We start from the raw sequence: 20,614 nt of genomic DNA, 5'->3' as shown, positions 1-20,614 counted from the left end.
TCATCGCAAGCCAGGCTGCGGGACGGACAGTATGATCGACGCACTTTCCTTTCGTACCCGCCGCCATGTTCTCACGCTACCGCCCGTCTCCCCGCATCGCACGCCTGTCCGCCGCTGCCATTCTGCTGCTGGCCGCCGCCGTCCCGGGCGACGCCAGCGCCTCCCTCCTGCCGGACGTCCCCGACATCAAGGCCGTCACCGACTACCGTCCGAAGATCCCGCTGCGCGTGTACACCGCCGACAAGGTCCTGATCGGCGAATTCGGCGCCGAGCGCCGCGAATTCGTCCCGGTGGCCAAGGTGCCGGCGCTGCTCAAATCGGCCGTGCTGGCGATCGAGGACACCCGCTTCTACGAGCACGGCGGGGTCGACTGGATTCGTGCGCTCGGCGCGGCCAAGGCCAATATCGGCGACTTCGGCAGCCAGGGCGCGTCCACCATCACGATGCAGGTCGCGCGCAACTTCTTCCTGTCGCGCGACAAGACCCTGCCGCGCAAGCTGACCGAAGTCGCCCTCGCCTACAAGATCGAAAAGGCGCTCTCGAAGGACCAGATCCTAGAGGTCTACCTGAACCAGATCTATCTCGGCCAGCGCGCCTACGGCTTCGCCAGCGCGGCGCGCACCTATTTCGGCAAACCGCTGCCAGACCTGAGCCTGGCCGAGATCGCGATGCTGGCCGGCCTGCCGCAAAACCCTTCCAGCAGCAACCCGGTGTCCAATCCCCAGGCGGCCCGCAAGCGCCAGCAGGTCGTGCTCAGGCGCATGCGCGAACTGGCGATGATCACCGAACTCCAGTACCGCCGCGCCCTGGACGAACGGCTGCAGGTGCGCAGCTACGGCGCTACCCTGAACCCGCGCGCGGCCTGGGTCGCCGAGATCGCGCGCCAGGCGGTCCACGCCCGCTTCGGCCAGGCGGCCTACGAACGCGGCATTACGGTCACCACCACCATCGTGGCCGCCGAGCAGGACGCGGCCTATGAATCGGTGCGCCGCAACGTGCTCGCCTACGACCGCCGCCACGGCTACCGCGGCCCGGAAGCGCGCATCGCGCTGCCGGCCGGCGCCGACGAAAAAACGGACGCGATCGCCGCCGCCCTGCAGCAACGCCCCTCCGTGGACGGCTTGATCCCGGCGGTGGTCGTCGCTGCATCGCCAAAGCGGGTGCGCGCCCTGCTCGCCAACGGCGACGCCGTCGAGATCACCGGCCCGGGCCTGGCCTTCGCCGCCGGCGCCCTCTCAAGCAAGGCCAAGCCCGCGGCGAAACTGGCGCCCGGCGCCGTCATCCGGCTTGCGAAGGCCGCCGATGGCGCCCTGGCGATCGCCCAGCTGCCCGAGGTGGCCGCCGCCTTCGTGGCGCTCGACACCGAGACCGGCGCCTACCGCGCGCTGGTCGGCGGCTTCGATTACTCGGTCCACAAGTTCAACCACGTGACCCAGGCCTGGCGCCAGCCTGGATCGAGCATCAAGCCCTTCGTCTATTCCGCCGGCCTGGAACGCGGCTTCTTCCCCGGCACGCAAATCCTCGACGAGCCGCTCGACTTCAGCGCCGAGAAGGCCTACGCCAGCTGGTCGCCGCGCAATGACGACAATGTGTTCGAAGGCCCGGTCACGGTGCGCCACGCGCTGTCGCGCTCGCGCAATGTGCCGACCGTGCGCATGCTGCGCGCGCTGGACGTCGACTACACCCGCGAGCACCTGGCGCGCTTCGGCTTCGACGCCGCCCGCCAGCCGCGCAACCTGACGCTCGGCCTGGGCACGGGCGCCGTGACGCCACTGCAGATGGCCGGCGCCTATGCGGTGCTGGCCAACGGCGGCTACCGCGTCGAACCGTGGCTGATCGCGCGCATCCAGGATGGCGACGGCAAGGTCTTGCTCGAACAGGCTGCGCCGCCGCCACGCCAGGCAAGCGCCCGGGTGCTCGACGAGCGCAACGCCTTCATCGTCGACAGCATGCTGCGCGACGTCACCCGTGTTGGCACCGCGGCGGCGGCCTCGCGCCAGTTGCAAAGGTTCGACCTGGCCGGCAAGACGGGCACCACCAGCAATGCGATCGACGGCTGGTTCGCCGGCTATGGCGGCGGCGTGTCGGCGGTGGCCTGGATGGGTTATGACGAGCCGCGCTCGCTCGGCGGCCGCGAATTCGGCTCGACCCTGGCGCTGCCGATGTGGGTCGACTTCATGCGCGTCGCGCTGGCCAAGACCCCACAGCACGAGCCGCTGCCGCCCGAGGGCGTGGCGCGCGCCGGCGGCGACTGGGTATATGCCGAATATGCGGAACAGGAACACCCGCCCGAGGCGGCGGATGGAATCGAGGTCTTGATGGGGACCTTCTCGTCGGCCGACGAGGCGACGCAGTAGTCTGGCTTACAGCTCGATCACTAGCTCGGGACGGAAGCCCTCCTGCTCGCCCTTGCTCAGGTAGCCCAGCGGATTGGCCACAACCCGGCACGACCAGGAATGGGCGCCGTCGCGGCCCTCGACCATGTAGTCGTTCAGGCAGTGCAGGTGGCCGTGCATCCACAGCTGCGCGTGCTTGAACAGGCCGTCGAGCGCATTGCAGAAGCCGGCCGTGCCGGGCGTGAGGCCGTAGCGCGGATCGGCGCTCATCAGGCTCGGCGCGAAGTGGGTGACCACCGCCGTCTTGCCTTCGAACGGCGTGGCCAACGCTGCGCGCAGCCAGGCCTGGCAGTCGAGCGACATGGCGCGGATGCCCTCGGCCAGGACCTTCTCGCCCTCCTTCAGGGTCGTGTTCTTGCTCAGGTAATAGTTGGCCGCGCGGAACGCCTTGTTGCGCTGCTGCATCTGCTTGGTGAGGTCGGTGTCGCGCAGCGCCAGCGCATCGAAATCGCTCCACAAGGTGGTGCCGATGAAGCGCACGTGATCGATGACGACGATCTCGCGGTCGAGCCAGACGATGCCGAGACGCTCGCAGGTGGCGCGCAGCCGCGCATAGGTGGCGTCGTGGTCGAGGGAATCGAATTCGTGGTTGCCGGGAATGAACAGCACGCGCTTGCCGGCCAGCGCCGGCAATGCGGGAGAGAAGCGCTCGAGTCCGAAATCCTGGGTTTCCAGGCGCGAGCCGTCCTGGTAGGAGCCGATGTCGCCGGCCAGCACCACGACGTCGGTGTCCGGCAGGATCAACGGCTGGAAGCCGGGATAGCGTTCGAGGTGCAGGTCGGAGAAAAGCTGTATGCGCATGGGCTCCGAGTATACAGCAGGCGCCGCCCGGCTTCAGGCGGCGCCGGCGTATCAGAAGCGCACGTTCGCCGTCAGGCTGGCCGAGCGCGGCGTGCCCGGCGTGTAGCGGTAGCCGCTCTTGTTGATGGCCGCGACATACTTCTCGTCGCCGATGTTGTACACGTTCAGGCGCAGGTCGAAGTTCTTGCTGACCTTGTAGCCGACCATGGCATCGAACACCCAGTACGACTCGGTGTAAGCCGGGGTGCCGATCGCGCCGTCGGTGCCGCGCGCCAGCTTGTCGCTGAAACGCGCGCCGCCGCCGATGCGCAGGCCCCACGGCAGGTCGTACGAGGTCCAGGCGGTGAACGACTGCTTCGGCGTGTAGGTCAGGCTGTTCTCGCCGGCCGCGGTGACGTTGCGGCCACGCTCGACGCTGGTGTCCATGTACAGGTAGCCGGCGCTGAGCAGCCAGTGCGGGGCCAGCTCACCGGTGGCGCCCAGTTCCACGCCCTGCACCCGCTTCTCGCCGGTCTGGTACCACTGCTGGTCGGCCGGATCCTGCTCGACCTCGTTCTCGACCTCGGTGCGGAACAGCGCGGCCGACAGCGACAGCTTGGATTTCAGCAGATCGAGCTTGCCGCCGACTTCGGTGGTGACCGTCTTCTGCGGGTCGTAGATCGGATTCTGGGCGCTGTTGGCGCTGCCCGACGCGGTGAAGCTGCCACCCGGCGGCTGCTTCGAGCTGGCGACCATTGCGTATACGCTGCTGTTGGCGGTGGGCTTGTACAGCGCCGACAGCTTGCCGTTGACGAGGTTCTCGCCGACCTTGAAGCGGGTCGCGGTCAGCACGTTATTGGTCAGCGCCACCACCGAATAATCGCCGCGGAAGTGGTCGAGGCGCACGCCGCCGTTGAAGATCCAGCGTTCGCCGACCTTGACGGTGTCGAACACGTACACGCTCTGGGTGTCGATCTCGCCCTCGTTGTAGGCGCCGGTGCGGCGCACGTTGACCGGCGTGGTCGGCGCATCGCTCGGGTTCGGACGGTAGATATTCGCGGCCGGCAGCGTGCCCAGGCCAGTCAGGCCCCAGGTGGTCTGGCGTTCGCTGGTGATTTCGAGGCCCGTCACCAGGGTGTGCGACACGGCGCCGGTATTGAACTGGCTGGTCAGGGTCGTGACGTTGGTGAGGATCTTGTTTTCCTGGTCCTTGCCGGTGCGGATGCTGCGCGCCAGGGTCCAGGTGCTCGGGTCGCCCTGCACCGGCGTGGCCAGGTTGGCGGCGCTGGTGAGGAAGGCGGTCAGCAGGTAGTCCTGGCTGGTCTTGCCGTAGCGGCTCGTGTTCTGCAGCTTCATGGTCGGCGAGAAGTCGTGCTCGATGCGCACGGTGGCCATGTCGGCCTTCACGTCGTCGTAGTCATCGACCGAGCCATAGAAATTCTTCGGGTCGACCTTGGGAGCGTCGGCGACCCAGGGCCGGGCGCGGTCCGGGCTGGTGTAGCCGGGCAGGCCGATCACGAAGACGCCGCCGTCGGGGATGTTGTTCTGGTCGACGTGCAGGTAGTCCAGGTGCACGCGGGTCGGGCCGTTCAGGCCAAAGCCGATGCTCGGCGCTACCGCCCAGCGCTTGTTCTCGACCACGTCGCGCGCGGCGCTGCCCGAATCCTGGGCCAGCACGTTCAGGCGCACGGCGATGCCGCGCTGTTCATCCAGCACCTTGTTGACGTCAGCCGTGATGCGTTTCTGGTCGCCGCTGCCGCCGGTGATCGCGGTAGTCACCAGGTCGGTGAGATTCGCCTTCTTGGTCACAAGGTTGACCGAGCCGGTGGGGGCGCTGCGGCCGTTGTCGGTGCCGGCCGGGCCTTTCAGCACGTCGATCTGCTCCAGGTTGAACACGTCGCGCGAGATCGAGCCGATATCGCGCACGCCGTCGACATAGATGCTGCTGGAGGTGTCGAAGCCACGCATGAAGATCGCGTCGCCGGTGTTCGTGTTGCCGTTCTCGCCCAGGAAGAAGGCGCCGACGCCGGGGGTGTTGCGCAGTGCCTCGGTCAGGGTCAGGGCGCCCTGCTGCTCGAACAGCTCCTTCTTGATCACCTGGATCGTCTGGGCGGTATCGACCAGGCGCTCGGTGTACTTGGGCGACGAGGCATTCTCGGCGCGGAACGGGTTCTCGTAGGCGCCGACGACTTCGACGGTCGACTGTGGAGCGATGGTGGCAGGCGCTGCGGTGGCAGCGGTGGCAGCGGTGGCATCGTCGGCGGCGTGCGCGCCGAGCGGCAGCAGGGCCGCGGCCAGTGCGGTGCCCGCGAGCTGGCTGCGGGTGATGGGGTGCTTGCGGCTTTTTATTGCTTTCATGGCGAGGCGGTCTCTCTCAAGTAGTGGTGCGTGTTGAAACGCTGCAAGTAAAACAATGATTCTACCGAGAACGTCAATACAAGTAAACGATAATCATTATCATTCGCGTTCGCGCCACACTCTTGACCGGGTTCGCATCCACCCTTTGCCAGTAGCAGAAAGCAAACGTCCCCGCTCATGGCGGGGACGCTGTTCAATCATGCGGCATGCGGCGCCTCGCCGCATGCCATGCCGACATCAGCTCTTCTTTTGCTGCGCGATCCAGTTATCGACCAGCTCGCCCAGTACGTCGAGCGGCACCGAGCCGGCGCCCAGCACCAGGTCATGGAAGGCGGGCAGCGAGTATTTGTCGCCCAGTTCCTTCTGTGCTTTCTCGCGCAGTTCCAGGATGCGCAGCATGCCGATCATGTAGGCATTGGCCTGGCCCGGCCACACGACGTAGCGCTCGGTTTCCTGCGCGCCGATACCGTAGTCGATCGCCTGCTGGCGGGTCCAGCCCTTGGTGTGCAGGCCGGTGTCGACCACCAGGCGGCGGGCGCGGAACAGTTCCGAACCCAGGGCGCCCAGGAGGCCCGGGACGTCGTCCTTGTACCAGCCCTGCTCCACCGCCAGGCGCTCGGTGTACAGCGCCCAGCCTTCGGAGTGCGCGCTGCCGCCGCTGAAGATGCGCTGGCTGCGGAACTTCGGCAGGCCGGTCATCTCCTGCTGAATCGCGAGCTGGAAGTGGTGGCCCGGCACGGCCTCATGGTAGGCCAGGCTGCGCATGCGGATCATGTCGAAGGTCGGGCCGCGCAGCGGCACCCAGAAGATGCCCGGACGGCTGCCGTCCGGCGCCGGCAGGGTGTAGTGGGCGGCGGCCGACGGCTCGGTCAACGGCGGCACGCGGCGCACGTCGACCGGCGCGCGTGGCTTGAGGTTGAACAGCGAGGCGCTGCGACGTTCGGCGTCGCGCACCATCTCGTTGTAGCTGGCGATGATCGCCGGGCGCGGATCGCCCTCGCCCTTCGGCTGGAAGCGCGCGTCGAGCTGCTTCATGCGGGTTTCGATATTCCCTTCGGTCAGGCCCAGCGAGCGCAGGTGCTTGTCCATCTCGGCTTCGATGCGCGCCACTTCGCGCAGGCCGATGGTGTGGATCTCGTCGGCGGTCAGCTGGGTGCTGGTGAAGTTCTCGATCGCGCGCTTGTAGGCGGCCGCGCCGTTCGGCAGGCGCGAGATGCCGGCCACGTCGCCCGTTTTCGGATGGATCTCGGCCATGAAGGCCTGCACGCGGGTGTAGGAAGGACGGATCTTCTGCTCGACGATGCCGGTCGCGCGCGCGATGGCGGCCGTGCGCGCCTCCGGCGACAGGTCCTTGATCTCCGCGGTGCGCTGGGCCAGCGTGGTCACCAGCACGTTCTCGGCCGCGGCCGGCTTGAGGAAGTGATCGACCTGGAACTGGGCGCGCTCGAGGATGAAGCGCGGCGGGATCATCTGCTTGCTTGCTGCGCCCTTGGCGCGCGCCAGCGCTTCATCGAGACGCACCGCCACCTGGTCCAGGCGGGCCAGGTAGCTGTCGACGTCGGCGGCATTGCGCATCGGGTGGGTGTTGGTCATGAAGTTGACCAGGCCGATCTGCGGACCGCTGAACTGCGAGAATACGAATGAATGGTCTTCGAATGGCTCATTGGCGATCACGTTCTGCAGCGACCAGCGCATCACCGCCGCCGAGATCTTCTGGGTCTCGTTCAGCGGTTGCGACTTGAAGCCGTCGAGGCGCTTGATGCCTTCGCGCGCCATGGCGACCGACTTCTGGCGGTGTGCCGAGGTCAGCGGGGTCAGTTCGCGGTCCAGCCTGGCCTGCTCGGCGCCGCTGAAGTACTGGGTCGAGGTCGCCAGCTGCGGGCTCAAGCGCACCCAATCCTCGGCAAACTTGTCGCTCCAGGCGTCGAAGGCTTTATAGGGGGCGACTGCGGCGGCCTGGGTGGCGGCTGGCGCAGCCAGGGCTGGCAGCGACGCGCCGGCGAGCATGGCGGGGATGAACAGGGCGGCAATGGTGGCGCGCAGGCTGCGCTGGCAGGTCGATGGCATCTTGGGTGTCTTCCTTGTGGTTGATTATCTGCGGCGGGTAGCAATGCCGCCAAGGAATCTAACATGGAAGTAAACAGATCGACAACGCCGGTGTTGTCGGGCGGCGTACGTACGGCGCCGCAAAATACAGACGCGGCGATCGCCACTTGCTACACTTGAACCATTGCAAACCTGGAGGCTTGCCGATGCGCTTTCCTTTCCTGCTCGCCTGCGTCACGCTTTCCCTGTCCGCGGGAGCGTCCACGCCCAATGGCGAATCGCACCACGTCTTCGCGGTGACCTCCCTGCCCGCCGACGTGCAAACGCTGCTGCAGGCACGGCACGGAGACATTGCGGGCCGCTTCGACACGCTTTCCCGTACCTGTCTGGTCGACCCGAGCTTGGTCGGCCAGCGCCTGGCCATGGCCCGCGTGGAGCCGCAGCGCATCCAGGTCGATATCGAGCACGCACGCAAGCGCGAACTCACGCGGGTGGAATTCCGGCTCGAAGACGAGGCATGGATCCATGCGTCGACTGAGAGCGTCGTTCCAATCGGGGTGCAAAAGGCGGCGTTTGCGGCCGCCCTGCAAAAAATGACCGGGTCACCGGCGTGGACGCCGTTGCCGACCGATGGCACGATTGGCGTCAATCTGCCCAAGGACTAATGCAATAGCGGGCCGACGTCAGCCTGACGGGTGATCGACGTACGCGCGCGCCTCGGAGAGCATCCTGTCCTTGAGCTCGGTCTCGCCGCAGTAATACAGCACGGCCGCGCCAAGGCAGGCCAGCACCATCCACCCCAGCAGCAGGCTGCCGACGCACACCACCGCGGCGCCGATCGCCAGCCTGATGGCAAAGGTGCGGCGCGTCATGCCGAACACCATGCGGCTGTATGGACGCTGGTGGAAGAACACCACGAACAGCAGCCAGTAGGGAATCGCGTAGACGAAGTACAGCAGCGCGCCGATGCCAAGCGCAAAGCCGATGAAGGGCACGCGAAACGCCAGCATCCCGAGTACGCCGATCGTCAGCCAGTACAACAACAAGTTCCGGTACCGCACTTCCTCTCCCGCTGAATCGCATTGGACGGCATCTTACCTCACGACCGCCTCGGGGTCGGACCGCGCTCCGTATAATCCCGCCTGGCGGGTTTGCAAGGGCCAGCCCTCCTCCACGAAGAAAGCGACGACACCGCATGCAGCACCTCAGGGACAAACTGGAAAACAATCAGATCGGCATCTATTTCGCGACCGTGGCGCTGGCCGCGCTGGCGGCGCTCACGCTGCCGGGGACCACTGCGCTGGAGTTCGCGGTCAACCCCGCCCTGGCCTTCATGCTGTTCGTGACCTTCCTGCAGGTGCCGCTGGCCGAACTGGGACGCGCCTTTACGCACACGCGCTTCCTGGGCGCGCTCCTGGTGACCAACTTCGCCGTGATTCCACTCCTGGTCGCCGGCCTGCTGCCATTCGTGCCAGGCGATCCGCTGATTCGCCTGGGCGTCTTGCTGGTGCTGCTGGCCCCCTGCATCGACTACGTAGTGACGTTTTCCCACCTCGGCCGCGCCGATGCGCGTCTGCTGCTGGCGGCGACGCCCGTCCTGCTGGTCGTGCAGATGCTGATGCTGCCGGTCTACCTGCGCATCCTGCTCGGAGACAGTGCGGCCGGTCTGGTCCAGCCGGGTCCCTTCATCGACGCCTTCGTGTGGCTGATCGCCGTGCCGCTGCTATTGGCGGTCGCGCTGCAGCTCTGGGCCAGCCGCAGCCCTGCCGGCGCGCGTGCATCAACCGTGCTTGGCCTGCTGCCGGTGTCGGCCACGGCCCTGGTGCTGTTCATCGTGGTGGCGTCGGTGCTGCCGCAGCTCGGCCAGGCGCGCGATGCGGCGCTGCAGGTGGCGCCGGTCTATATCGCCTTCGCCCTGCTGGCCCCAATCGCCGGCTGGCTGGTGGCGCGCCTGTTCCGCCTGGCGCCGCCCGCAGGGCGGGCCGTCGCCTTCAGCGGCGCCACCCGCAACTCGCTGGTGGTGCTGCCGCTGGCGCTGGCCGTTCCGGGCGCGGTACCGCTGCTGCCGGCGATCATCGTCACGCAGACGTTGGTCGAACTGGTCGCGGAGCTGGTGTATGTTCGGATACTTCCACAGTTGGGTGATGTGAAAGACAAGGATGCCGACGAAGTTCGTCACTAGATCTGTCTGCTGACATCGCCGCCTGTCACGCCATCGCCGTTGACAATTTAAGGAAGTGCCGCTCTATTCGCACAATATGTATGGATACTGAGTCACGCCAAAGAAAAAAAGTACGCCAATATTGCTGATTCATCGATACCGATGTCGCAAGTTTAGTTTTCATCCCGACAGGAGAAGCCATTGAAAAAAGATAGAGTCCTAATCGATGGTGCCCCACGTGACACCAAATGGCTGAACGCTCTGCATAGCGCATCGATCGTACATGACGATGTTTTTGACAGACTCGAATTAAAGACCTCCACGCAGATAGCAGAAGCCAACCGTTCTATAGCCCTTGTGAAAGAACTGCTGGAAACCATGAGCACTTTCATGCATGGATTTCATATGAAAAAGAGGTTCTTGCAGCGAGTAGCCGATTTTTTCGGGCCGCCTCCACGCGTCGACAGCATCGAAGTGAGCGTAGTCTCGCTTGCCAACTACTGTGCATTCGCATACAAAGGCTCTCCTTATCGCATCGAGTTATCAATCGGGGCAATTGTAAGAACCGCATCTTTGTGTAACGAAATTAGTGCTATCCTGCATGATGGGGTTACGATAAACAAACCCTCCTCAATTTATTCATCATCGATACACGGCAAACTGTTTGAAACCAATCCATCGAGTACACTATCCCGCAATAGTGCAGACCGGCTCACGCTGATAGGCATATTACTTTTATTTGGCCATGAATTTTCCCACGTTTGCCATGGTCATTGTGACCTTAATGTTCGTCGAAAATTAAGCGACGATGAGCGATGCGCAATAGAGTCTGATGCTGATCTTAGCGCAGGATCAACTGCAGCTGGAACTATTCTGCAAAATAAATCCATATTAGATCTGATACACATTACCGCCACGCCAAGCGAAGAGGAGCAGAAAAACCTAATGCGAGACGCCGTGATGAGCTCTCTTGTCCAATTCATCCTATTACAAGAATTTTCGGACAACGCGAGCCGCAAATACCTTGTACCGGCAATTCGTCAAGCATGCTTCTTCAGCAGCTTCATCAATTACATCGCTTGGCTACCCAAGGCGCCACTCCAACCGGTGTTCCATATACTACCAAAGTATCTTGACGATGCTTTTGCGCACGCAATTCACACACAATGCATCGAGACTTTAAAATCAAGCTCAATCGAATCGGCGATTACAAACATCTCATTCCGAGAGGACGATTTTATTCGACTGCAAAGTATCAGCAATCTCAGAGATAAACTAAAGGTAGAATTAGCGCCGTTACGGCCATTTGGCATGGTCGATTATCTCAAATTCATCGGAGAAAAAAATACGAATTGACAGTAGCATATTCCCAAATATCGAATAGCGCCACGCAATCCACGATTGTCGACCACCCAAACAGTGACGAGACCTGCCCAATTACCCAGCAGCGCCTGCTGAAATTCAGCCAATTCCACCTCACTAAGACGACTGGATCCGCATTATATACTTGCACGAATATCTGCAACTCTCCTGCCGTTATCAGCTCAGCCACGACCTCCCGATAATTTTATCAGGTGCTACTATTGGGAATCCGCCTCAATCATGAGGCGCCCCTGCTTCGCCGGACTCCAGCTGCGCGCCAGCCGCCAGTCGCGCGCCGCGCCTTCCACCACCACCTGCCAGTGGGTCGGCTCGAGGATCGGCAGCGCGGCCGAGAAGCGGCCCTGGGCGTCGGGCAGCGCCTCCAGTTCCAGGTCGCGCTCCGGCAAGGTCGGATGCGCCAGCCGGATGTGGAATGGCGCCACCACCGGTTGGCCGCCGCTGACCAGGCGTCCGTTCAGGCGGCCCGCCTGCGCATCGTGGCTGGCCTCGAAGTTCAGCGCCAGCTCGGTGGCGATGCGGTCGCGCCGCAGGTCCTGGTTGATGGCCTTGCCCTGCTTGTAGTAGTCGGCCACCACCATCGCATCGGGCTGCTGCGCGCCGAGCCAGGCCGAGACGCCGGTGCCGATCATCACGGCCACCGGGCCGATCATCAGGAACCACGGCCAGCGGTGCTTGTACCAGGGCGCCGCGGCGTCTTGCGGGAAGTTGGGATTGGTCGCTTGCATATCCTTCTCCTTGCTCATATCAGCCTCACTTCGGAACGATGAAGGCCGCGCCTTCGGTCACGAACAGGTCCGGATCGGTCAGCGAGCGCACCGTGAATTCGATCTTGTTTGATCCTGGCTTGCCGGCGCCCTGGTCGATGCGCACCCGCACCGGCACCGCACGCGTGCTGGCGCCGTCCATTGCGATCGCGCCGTCGTCCACCACCGTGGCCGAGGGAATGCCGCTCACGCTCACCTGCAGCGTCTGCGGCGCCTCGCTGGTGTTCATCACCTGCAGCCGGTACACATTCTCGATGCGGCCATCCTCGACTTCGCGCCCCATCGAGCCGCGGTCGCGGATCACGTCCAGCTTGAGCGGGTTGCGCAGCGCCAGCGACGTGCCCATCGCCGCCACCAGCATCGCCAGCACCGCGCTGTAGACCAGCACGCGCGGGCGCAGCATGCGACGCCGGATCTCGAGCGCGCCGAGCTTCTGGGCCAGTCCGTTCTCGGTCGCATAGCGGATCAGACCGCGCGGTCGCTGCACCTTGTCCATCACGATATTGCAGGCATCGACGCAGGCGGCGCAGCCGATGCATTCATACTGCAGCCCCTTGCGGATGTCGATCCCGGTCGGGCACACCTGCACGCACAGGCTGCAGTCGATGCAGTCGCCGCTCTTGCCGGCGAGCGCCTGGGCTTCGCCCTTGCGCCGGCCGTTATGCGGCTCGCCGCGCTCGACGTCGTACGTGACGATCAGCGTGTCCTTGTCGAACATCGCGCTTTGGAAGCGCGCATACGGGCACATATACTTGCAGACCTGCTCGCGCAGCCAGCCGGCGTTGCCGTAGGTGGCGAAGGCATAGAACAGGATCCAGAAGGTTTCCCACGGCCCCAAGCCGAAGGCGGCGATCTCGCCGCCCAGCGAGCGGATCGGGGCGAAGTAGCCGACGAAGGTAAAGCCGGTCCACAGCGCGACCGCGCCCCACGACAGGTGCTTGGCGCCGCGCTTGGCGATCTTCTCGGCATTCCACGGCTGGCGTGCGAGCCGTATCTGGCTGCTGCGCGAGCCTTCGATCTTGCGTTCGATCCAGAGGAAGATTTCGGTGTAGACCGTCTGCGGGCAGGCGAAGCCGCACCACACGCGGCCCGCCACCGCCGTCACCAGGAACAGGCCATAGGCGCACACGATCAGCAGCGCCGCCAGGTAGATGAAGTCCTGCGGCCAGAACACCATGCCGAACAGATAGAACTTGCGGCTGGCCAGGTCGAACAGGACGGCCTGGCGGTCGTTCATGTTCAGCCATGGCAGGCCATAGAACAGGATCTGCGTCAGCCAGACGCAGGCCCAGCGCAGCGTCGCATAGCGTCCCTTGATCTCGCGCGGGAAGATGTCTTCCCGCGCGGCGTACATGCGGACGACCGCTTCGCGCGGCGCTCCAGCAGGGTCTGTCATTTTGCTGCCGTCGCTTTCGTCACATTGGCGGGTGCCGGCGCGGTCGGATTCGACAGGCTCCATACATAGGCCGCCAGCACGTGGACCTTCTCTTCACCCAGGAAGTCGCCAAAAGCCGGCATGGTGTTGGTGCGGCCCTTGCGGATCGTCTCCATCACGGTCTCGACGCTGCCGCCGTAGAGCCAGGTCTTGTCGGCCAGGTTCGGTGCGCCCAGCATCGTATTGCCCTTGCCCTCGGCGCCGTGGCAGGCCACGCAGGTGGCGAACTTCGGCTTGCCGAAGGCGACCTTGATCGGATCGGCCGACAGGCCCGACAGCGAGCGCACGTAGTGGGCCACGCTCTCGACGTCCTTGTCCGAGCCCACCGCCGCGCCCATCGGCGGCATCATGCCGGTGCGGCCGTTCATGATGGTGGTCTTGATGACGTCCGGCTCGCCGCCGTGCAGCCAGTCGTCATCAAGCAGGTTCGGGAAGCCCTTGCTGCCGCGCGCGTCCGAGCCGTGGCATTGCGAGCAGTAGGTCAGGAACAGGCGCTCGCCGATCGCGTGGGCCTGCGGGTCGGCCGCCACCGCTTTGAGGTCGAGCTTCTTGTACTGCTCGAACAGCGGACCGTATTCGGCCTTCGCCTGTTTCAGCTCGGCCTGGTACTCGCTCACCTGGTTCCAGCCCAGGGTGCCGCGCCAGGCCCCCAGGCCCGGATACATCACCAGGTAGCCGGCGGCGAACAGGATCGACAGCCAGAACAGGATGATCCACCAGCGCGGCATCGGCGTGTTCAGTTCCGTGAGGTCTTCGTCCCACACGTGGCCGGTGGTCTGCTGCGGCTTGCCGTCGGCATCGAGCTTGACCTTGAACTTGGACTGCGACCAGAGCAGGATGCCGCAGCCGGCGATCGACAGGATCGTGATTACCGCGACGTAGTAATGCCAGAAATCGTTGAAGAAGTCGGCCATGTCAATTCTCTCCGTCTTCAATGGTGCCGTCGGCGAACGGCAGCCGCGCCGCCGCGTCGAAATCGCTGCCCTTGTGCAGCAGGTAGGTCCAGCCCACGATGCCCATGAAGGTCGCGAAGCTGATGACGGTCATGACGCTGCTGGCGTCGTCGAATATTTGTTGAAGTGCCATATCAGTTCCTCGTCTTGATCTGGGTGCCCAGCCCCTGCAGGTAGGCGACCAGCGCGTCCTGCTCGGTCTTGTCGACCAGGTCTTTCGGTGCTTCCGCAATCTCTTCGTCGGTGTAGGGCACGCCGACGCGCTTGAGCGCGCGCATCTTCGGCATGATCTCGCCCGGGATCAGCTTCGTTCTAGCCAGCCACGGGTAGCCCGGCATATTCGACTCCGGCACCACGTCGCGCGGATTGTCGAGGTGAGTGCGGTGCCATTCGTCGCTGTAGCGGCCACCGACGCGCGCCAGGTCGGGACCGGTGCGCTTGGAGCCCCACTGGAACGGGTGCTCGTAGACCGATTCGCCGGCCACCGAATAGTGGCCATAGCGCTCGGTCTCGGCGCGGAACGGCCGGATCATCTGCGAGTGGCAGCCGTAGCAGCCTTCGCGGATATAGACGTCGCGGCCTGCCAGGCGCAGCGGCGAATAGGGTTTGAGGCCGGCGACCGGTTCAGTGGTCGACTTCTGGAAGAACAGCGGCACGATCTCGACCAGGCCGCCGAAGGAGATGACCAGCAGGACGAGGCCGATCAGCAGCCACACATTCTTTTCGATCCACTCATGGGTGAATTTCATTGCAAACTCCTGGTTTCTTTAGGCTGGGACGACGTGCTCGGCTTCGTTCACGCCGCGCGGATTCTTCGGCCCGACCGGGATCGGGACGTCGACGCTCTTGGTGCCGCGCATCGTCATCCAGGTATTCCAGGCCATCAGCACCATGCCGCAGAGGTACAGCGCGCCGCCGGTGACGCGGATCACGTAGTAGGGATACGTCGCCTTGACGCTCTCGGCGAAGGTATAGGTCAGGGTGCCGTCGGCATTCACCGCGCGCCACATCAGGCCCTGCATCACGCCGGCGATCCACATCGAGGCGATGTAGAGCACGACGCCGATGGTCGCCACCCAGAAGTGGGTTTCAACCATCGCCACGCTGTGCATCTGCTTCTTGCCGGCGACGCGCGGGATGATGTAGTAGATCGAACCCATGGTGATGAAGCCGACCCAGCCCAGGGCGCCGGCATGGACGTGGGCGACGGTCCAGTCGGTGTAGTGCGACAGCGCGTTGATGGTCTTGATCGACATCATCGGGCCCTCGAAGGTGGCCATGCCATAGAACGACAGCGAGACGATCATGAATTTGAGCAGCGGGTCGGAACGCAGCTTGTGCCAGGCGCCCGACAGGGTCATGATCCCGTTGATCATGCCGCCCCAGGATGGCGCCAGCAGGATGATCGAGAACACCATGCCCAGCGATTGCGTCCAGTCGGGCAACGCGGTGTAATGCAGGTGGTGCGGACCGGCCCACATATAGGTGAAGATCAGGGCCCAGAAGTGCACGATCGACAGGCGGTACGAATACACCGGACGCTCGGCCTGCTTCGGAATGAAGTAATAGACCATGCCCAGGTAGCCGGCGGTGAGGATGAAGCCGACCGCGTTATGGCCATACCACCACTGGATCATGGCGTCCTGTACGCCCGAGTACACCGAGTACGATTTCATCAGCGAGGCCGGCGAGGTCATGCCGTTGACGATGTGCAGGATGGCGACCGCCAGGATGAAGGCGCCGAAGAACCAGTTGGCGACGTAGATGTGCTTGACTTTGCGCTTGACGATGGTGCCGAAGAACACCACGGCGTAGGCGACCCAGACGATGGCGATCAGGATCGAGATCGGCCATTCGAGTTCGGCGTACTCCTTGCCGCGGGTGAAGCCCATCGGCAGCGTGACCGCGGCGCACAGCAGCACCGCCTGCCAGCCCCAAAAGGTGAACGCGGCCAGCTTGTCCGAGAACAGGCGGACCTGGCAGGTACGCTGCACCACGTAGTACGAGGTGGCGAACAGGCCGCAGATGCCGAAGGCGAAAATGACCGCGTTGGTGTGCAGCGGACGCAAGCGTCCGTAGCTGAGCCATGGGATATCGAAGTTAAGCGCGGGCCAGGCCAGCTGGGCCGCGATGAACACCCCTGCCGCCATGCCGATCACGCCCCATACCACGGTCGCAATGGCAAACTGGCGCACGATCTTGTAGTTATAGTTTAGACTGCTGTCCAAGATACTCTCCTGAAATGACACGATTGAGTGACAGTCAGGAGTGTGCTTTTAGGAACCTTAAAAATCCTTGATGTGTATCAAAATGTTCCTTGATGGATAGAGTATGAGGAACGCCTGTTGCAGCCCTGTTGTGCCTGAGCTGCGACGCTTTCTTCCACGATTCCACGGGCATCGTTTTGAGACGAGTCAAGTCCAAAACTAGACGGCCCACCGAGTTCCGGGGGGCTTTTCCTCACTAACCAATAAGGAATCGCTATGCCGCCTCTTTCCCGATCCGTTCACGAAGAAATGTCCAAGCGCCTGAACGCGGCGCGTGAAGACCTGCTCGGCGCCGTCCGTGCGCGCACCACGGCCGACGAGGGCGATGCCCCATCGATCGGCCCGCTCGCGCATGAAGCGCAGGGCGATGACCGCAATACCGCCGAGATGATCGGCCACGACGAAGTCCACCTGGCCGAACACGATGCCAACACGCTGCACGAAATCGACGTCGCCCTCGGCAAGCTCGAAGCCGGCGGCGCCGGCATCTGCGAGTCGTGCGGCCGCGAGATCCCCGATGCGCGCCTGCTGGCCACGCCGACGGTGCGCACCTGCATCGAATGCCAGGACCGCATCGAGAAGGAAACCCATACCGGACGCGGTCCGTCCATGTGATCTACCGGCTCGTAGGGTGGACGGCTTTGCCGTCCACGCGTTCAACCCGGCCCGCTCCGCGATCACGCATGTATCATGCGCCGCGATCGTCATCCTGCAACACGCGATACGCCGGCCCCTCCAGATCGTCGAACTGCCCGCTCTCTGCCGCCCCGAAGAACACCCACAAGGCCACCCCCACCACCACCACGCTGAGCGGCACCAGCAAATACAAGGCTTCCATCGTCTAGTCCTTTCGCAAGCGCAGCGCATTGAGCACGACTACGGCCGAACTGGCCGCCATGCCGATCCCCGCCAGCCAGGGATTCAGCAGGCCCGTCGCCGCCGCCGGAATCGCCGCCACGTTGTAGACCGTGGCCCAGGTCAGGTTCTGGCGGATCACGGCCAGGGTGCGGCGCGCCGTGTCTAGCGTGTCGGCCAGCGGCGCCAGGCTATCGCCCATCAGCACCCCATCGGCATGCAGCTGCGCCAGCTCGGCCCCGCGGCCCATCGCGAACGAGACGTCGGCCCCGCGCAGCACCGCTGCGTCGTTGATGCCGTCGCCGACCATCGCCACGATCGCGCCTTCCTGCTGCAGGCGCCGCACATAGGCCAGCTTTTCCTGCGGCAGCTTGCCGCCGATGGCGGTCGAGATGCCCAGGCGGGCCGCCACGGCCTGCGCCGCATGCTGCTCGTCGCCGCTGAGCAGGATCACGGTCTTGCCGCTGTCGCGGATGCGGCGCACCACGTCCGCGGCATCGGCCCGCAGGCCGTCGGCCAGGTCGAAGCGCGCCAGCCAGCCTTCGCTGTTGCCGAGCCATACCGAGGTGGTGCCCACCGGCGCCGCCGCGCGCGCCACGCCGCCGGCCACGCCGGCGACCCAGGCAGCGCGCCCCAGGCGGTAGTAACGCCCGTCCACCCAGCCCTCGACGCCCTGCCCGACCGTGAACTGCGTGCGTTCGGCGCGCGCCGATTCGCCCGGCGATCCGATGACTGCTTCGCGGATCCCCAGCGCCAGCGGATGCGGATTGTCGGCCTCCAGCGCGGCGGCGATACGCAGGCAGTCGAAGCCGGCCAGGCTGCCTACCGACAGGGTCTGGCGCAGCACCGGGCGGCCATGGGTGAGCGTGCCGGTCTTGTCGAACACCACGTGAGTAGCGCGGTCGAAGGTTTCCAGCGTGTGCGGCTGCACCGACAGCACGCCGCGCCGCAACAGGCGGTCGGTGGCGGCGGCCAGCGCGGTCGGCGTGGCCAGCGACAGCGCGCACGGACACGACACCACCAGCACCGCGATCGCCACCTGCCAGGCCCGGTGCGGGTCGACCTGCAGCCACGCGAAATAGGCCAGCACGGTCAGCACCAGCAGGCCGAACACGAACCAGGCCGCCACCCGGTCGGCCCACAGGGCCAGCGCTGGCTTACCCTGTCCCGCGCGCTCGACCAGCCGCACCAGCATCGCCAGCGTGCTGTCGTGGGCGGTCGAGGTCACGCGCAGCACGATGGCGCCGGCAGCATTGAGCGCGCCGCCCGGCACCAGGTCGCCCACGCCGCGGCGCTGGGTGCGGCTCTCGCCGGTCAGGAGCGCCAGGTCGACGTCGGTGTCGCCTTCGACGATCATGCCGTCGGCCGGCGCCGCCTGGCCGGCGCGCACCAGCACCAGGTCGTCCACCCGCAGGCTGCCAGCCGTTACCAGCTCGGTATCACGCAACTGCGGGTCGCCACGCAGGCGCAGCGCCGACGGCGGCAGGCCCTGCTGCAGGCGCTCGAGCGCGCCGGCCGCCTTGCGGCGCGCACCCAGTTCGAGGTAGCGGCTGCCCAGCAGCAGGAACACGAACATGGTCACCGAATCGAAGTACACATCGCCCTGCCCGGATACCAGCGCATGCAGGCTGCCGGCGAAGGCGGCGCCGATCCCGAGGGCGACCGGCACGTCCATGCCCGGCATGCCGCGCCGCAGGTCGCGCCAGGCGCCGCTGAAGAACGGCCGGGCCGAGTACAGCACCGCCGGCAGGGTCAGGAAGAACGAAGCCCAGTGCATCAGCGCCGTCATCGCGGCGTCCATCGTGCCCTCGTCGGCCATGTACACGGGCACCGCATACATCATTACCTGCATCATCGACAGGCCGGCCACGAACAGCTGGCGGAACAGCTTCTTGCGCGCGCGCTCGAGCTGCTCGCCGTGGCGCCGCGCATCGTAAGGGTAGGCGGTGTAGCCGATCGCCCGCAGGGTGCGCAAAATGCTGCTCGGGCGGCAGCCGGACGGATCCCAGCGCACGAACAGGCGCTCGGTGGCCACGTTCAGGCTGACGTCGAGCACCCCGGGCAGGCCTTGCAGGCGGCGCTCGATCAGCCACACGCAGGCGGCGCAGCGGATGCCCTCCACCGTAAAGCTGGCCGAGCCATCGAAATCGCCGTCGTCGACCAGGTCGAGCTCGGGCGCATTGGCCGCCTCGAGGTCGGCCTGGGCGGCGTAGGCGGTGCGGGTCGCGTAGTAGTCGGCAAGGCCGCCGTCGACGATGGCCTGGGCCGCCGCCGCGCAACCGGGACAGCACATGCGCTCCATATTGCCGGCGATCGTGGCGTGCCAGGCGCTGTCGTGCGGCACCGGCAGGCCGCAGTGGAAGCACCCGGCAGATCTCGTGTGCGCGGCGGTCACGCCGGCCGCGTCGCGCACCGCTTCTTTGAGAACGGCGCTCATGCCGGACTCCCAAGGCACAGCTCATGCATCCAGCCCGCCGGCAGACCACCGGCGGCGCGCGCGAGGCCGAGGATGCCGAAGACCAGGATCGCCAGAGCGCAGCACAGGCGCACCGTCCGCCGCGCCATCAAGGTGCGCAGGCGGCCGCCCGCCAGGCCAAGCGCGGCGAGCATCGGCAGCGTGCCCAGGCCGAACGCCAGCATCACGCCGGCGCCTCCCAGCGCCGAGCCGCTCAGCATGGCCGTCACCAGCACGCTGTACACCATCCCGCACGGCAGCCAGCCCCACAGTGCGCCGAGCGCGAACATGCGCCCGCCGCCCGCCCTGGCGCCGTTCACCCTCCGCAGCAGCGGAGCGAGATGGCGCCACAAGGCCTGGCCGGCCTGCTCGACGCGGGCCAGGCCGCGCCAGGCGTCCATCAGGAACAGCCCCAGCGCCACCAGCATCAGGTTCGCGGCCCAGTAGAAGCCCGCCTGCAGGGCCGGCAATGAGGCCAGCGATGCGGCACTGCCGGCCAATCCCCCGGCCAGTGCGCCAGCCGTCATATAGCTGGCGATGCGCCCGGCGTTATAGGCGCCGATCCAGGTAAGCGACGCGCTCGCGGTGCTGCTCCGCACCGGCACCGGGAAAGCCGGTTCCCGCAAGGCCGGGGTAGGCTGGCGGGGGCGCGGCAGCGACAGTGCGCCGACGATCCCGCCGCACATGCCGACGCAATGCACGCTGCCGGCCAGGCCGACGAGAAACACCGGAAACAGGCTGACGCCGCTCATGGATCGCCC

General features: G+C 65.3%; 18 protein-coding genes. 5 read left to right on the top strand and 13 right to left on the bottom strand.

Translation table 11 applies throughout. The features are described from left to right. Nucleotides 1–65: 65 nt before the first annotated feature. The gene (locus SOM28_RS01615; RefSeq protein ID WP_320466969.1) at nt 66–2,357 is read left to right on the top strand and encodes a penicillin-binding protein 1A; all 2,292 of its coding nucleotides are present in this window, start codon (nt 66–68) and stop codon (nt 2,355–2,357) included. A gap of 6 nt (nt 2,358–2,363) precedes the next feature. Here the strand turns inward: SOM28_RS01615 and SOM28_RS01610 are convergent, their stop codons facing one another. The 3 genes from SOM28_RS01610 to SOM28_RS01600 form a co-directional block, all read right to left on the bottom strand. After that, nucleotides 2,364–3,197, bottom strand: a complete 834-nt coding sequence (locus SOM28_RS01610) for a metallophosphoesterase (RefSeq protein ID WP_320466968.1) — start codon at nt 3,195–3,197, stop codon at nt 2,364–2,366. A gap of 51 nt (nt 3,198–3,248) precedes the next feature. Next, nucleotides 3,249–5,534, bottom strand: coding sequence for a catecholate siderophore receptor Fiu (locus SOM28_RS01605; RefSeq protein ID WP_320466967.1), 2,286 nt, complete (start codon nt 5,532–5,534; stop codon nt 3,249–3,251). Nucleotides 5,535–5,771: 237 nt separating this feature from the next. Then, entirely contained in the window at nt 5,772–7,601 is a 1,830-nt protein-coding gene (locus SOM28_RS01600; RefSeq protein WP_320466966.1) for a DUF885 domain-containing protein, read from the bottom strand. Nucleotides 7,602–7,786: 185 nt separating this feature from the next. Here SOM28_RS01600 and SOM28_RS01595 point away from each other — a divergent pair, with 185 nt between their 5' ends. After that, on the top strand, nt 7,787–8,245 hold the full coding sequence (locus tag SOM28_RS01595) for a hypothetical protein (protein WP_320466965.1): 459 nt from the start codon (nt 7,787–7,789) through the stop codon (nt 8,243–8,245). Nucleotides 8,246–8,263: 18 nt separating this feature from the next. Here SOM28_RS01595 and SOM28_RS01590 read toward each other — a convergent pair whose 3' ends face one another. Then, the gene (locus SOM28_RS01590) at nt 8,264–8,620 is read right to left on the bottom strand and encodes a hypothetical protein (RefSeq protein WP_123069158.1); all 357 of its coding nucleotides are present in this window, start codon (nt 8,618–8,620) and stop codon (nt 8,264–8,266) included. Between the two features lie 155 nt (nt 8,621–8,775). Between SOM28_RS01590 and SOM28_RS01585 the strand changes: the two genes are divergently transcribed. Further along, nucleotides 8,776–9,762 (top strand): arsenic resistance protein, encoded by a 987-nt coding sequence (locus SOM28_RS01585; protein ID WP_320466964.1) that lies wholly within the window; start codon nt 8,776–8,778, stop codon nt 9,760–9,762. A 180-nt stretch (nt 9,763–9,942) separates the two neighbouring features. Then, entirely contained in the window at nt 9,943–11,097 is a 1,155-nt protein-coding gene (locus SOM28_RS01580) for a hypothetical protein (RefSeq protein ID WP_320466963.1), read from the top strand. A gap of 224 nt (nt 11,098–11,321) precedes the next feature. Here the strand turns inward: SOM28_RS01580 and SOM28_RS01575 are convergent, their stop codons facing one another. The 6 genes from SOM28_RS01575 to ccoN are packed head-to-tail and all read right to left on the bottom strand — an operon-like array spanning nt 11,322 to nt 16,504. Next, nucleotides 11,322–11,849, bottom strand: coding sequence for a FixH family protein (locus SOM28_RS01575; RefSeq protein WP_320466962.1), 528 nt, complete (start codon nt 11,847–11,849; stop codon nt 11,322–11,324). A gap of 25 nt (nt 11,850–11,874) precedes the next feature. Continuing rightward, nucleotides 11,875–13,284, bottom strand: a complete 1,410-nt coding sequence (ccoG, locus tag SOM28_RS01570) for a cytochrome c oxidase accessory protein CcoG (protein ID WP_320466961.1) — start codon at nt 13,282–13,284, stop codon at nt 11,875–11,877. Further along, nucleotides 13,281–14,237 (bottom strand): cytochrome-c oxidase, cbb3-type subunit III, encoded by a 957-nt coding sequence (gene ccoP, locus SOM28_RS01565; protein WP_320466960.1) that lies wholly within the window; start codon nt 14,235–14,237, stop codon nt 13,281–13,283. Before ccoP ends, ccoG begins: the two co-directional genes overlap by 4 nt. Nucleotide 14,238: 1 nt before the next feature. Beyond that, nucleotides 14,239–14,409, bottom strand: coding sequence for a cbb3-type cytochrome oxidase subunit 3 (locus tag SOM28_RS01560; RefSeq protein ID WP_320466959.1), 171 nt, complete (start codon nt 14,407–14,409; stop codon nt 14,239–14,241). Nucleotide 14,410: 1 nt separating this feature from the next. Next, nucleotides 14,411–15,025, bottom strand: a complete 615-nt coding sequence (gene ccoO / locus SOM28_RS01555) for a cytochrome-c oxidase, cbb3-type subunit II (RefSeq protein WP_320466958.1) — start codon at nt 15,023–15,025, stop codon at nt 14,411–14,413. Nucleotides 15,026–15,043: 18 nt separating this feature from the next. Next, nucleotides 15,044–16,504 (bottom strand): cytochrome-c oxidase, cbb3-type subunit I, encoded by a 1,461-nt coding sequence (gene ccoN, locus SOM28_RS01550; RefSeq protein WP_320466957.1) that lies wholly within the window; start codon nt 16,502–16,504, stop codon nt 15,044–15,046. 288 nt (nt 16,505–16,792) lie between these two features. Here ccoN and SOM28_RS01545 point away from each other — a divergent pair, with 288 nt between their 5' ends. Next, the gene (locus tag SOM28_RS01545) at nt 16,793–17,158 is read left to right on the top strand and encodes a TraR/DksA family transcriptional regulator (protein WP_320466956.1); all 366 of its coding nucleotides are present in this window, start codon (nt 16,793–16,795) and stop codon (nt 17,156–17,158) included. Between the two features lie 73 nt (nt 17,159–17,231). Here the strand turns inward: SOM28_RS01545 and ccoS are convergent, their stop codons facing one another. The 3 genes from ccoS to SOM28_RS01530 are packed head-to-tail and all read right to left on the bottom strand — an operon-like array spanning nt 17,232 to nt 20,605. Next, a complete protein-coding gene (gene ccoS / locus SOM28_RS01540; protein ID WP_123069167.1) occupies nt 17,232–17,381 on the bottom strand; it encodes a cbb3-type cytochrome oxidase assembly protein CcoS in 150 nt (49 codons plus the stop codon). Between the two features lie 3 nt (nt 17,382–17,384). After that, nucleotides 17,385–19,835 carry a heavy metal translocating P-type ATPase gene (locus SOM28_RS01535; RefSeq protein WP_320466955.1) on the bottom strand — a complete coding sequence of 817 codons (2,451 nt, stop codon included), beginning with the start codon at nt 19,833–19,835 and terminating at the stop codon, nt 17,385–17,387. Next, nucleotides 19,832–20,605, bottom strand: a complete 774-nt coding sequence (locus SOM28_RS01530) for a sulfite exporter TauE/SafE family protein (RefSeq protein ID WP_123069169.1) — start codon at nt 20,603–20,605, stop codon at nt 19,832–19,834. Before SOM28_RS01530 ends, SOM28_RS01535 begins: the two co-directional genes overlap by 4 nt. Between the last annotated feature and the right edge of the window lie 9 nt (nt 20,606–20,614).

The sequence above is a fragment of the Massilia sp. CFBP9026 genome (assembly GCF_034045165.1).
Classification (GTDB): Bacteria; Pseudomonadota; Gammaproteobacteria; order Burkholderiales; family Burkholderiaceae_D; genus Telluria; species Telluria arenae.
This window is presented reverse-complemented; position numbering and strand designations above follow the sequence as displayed.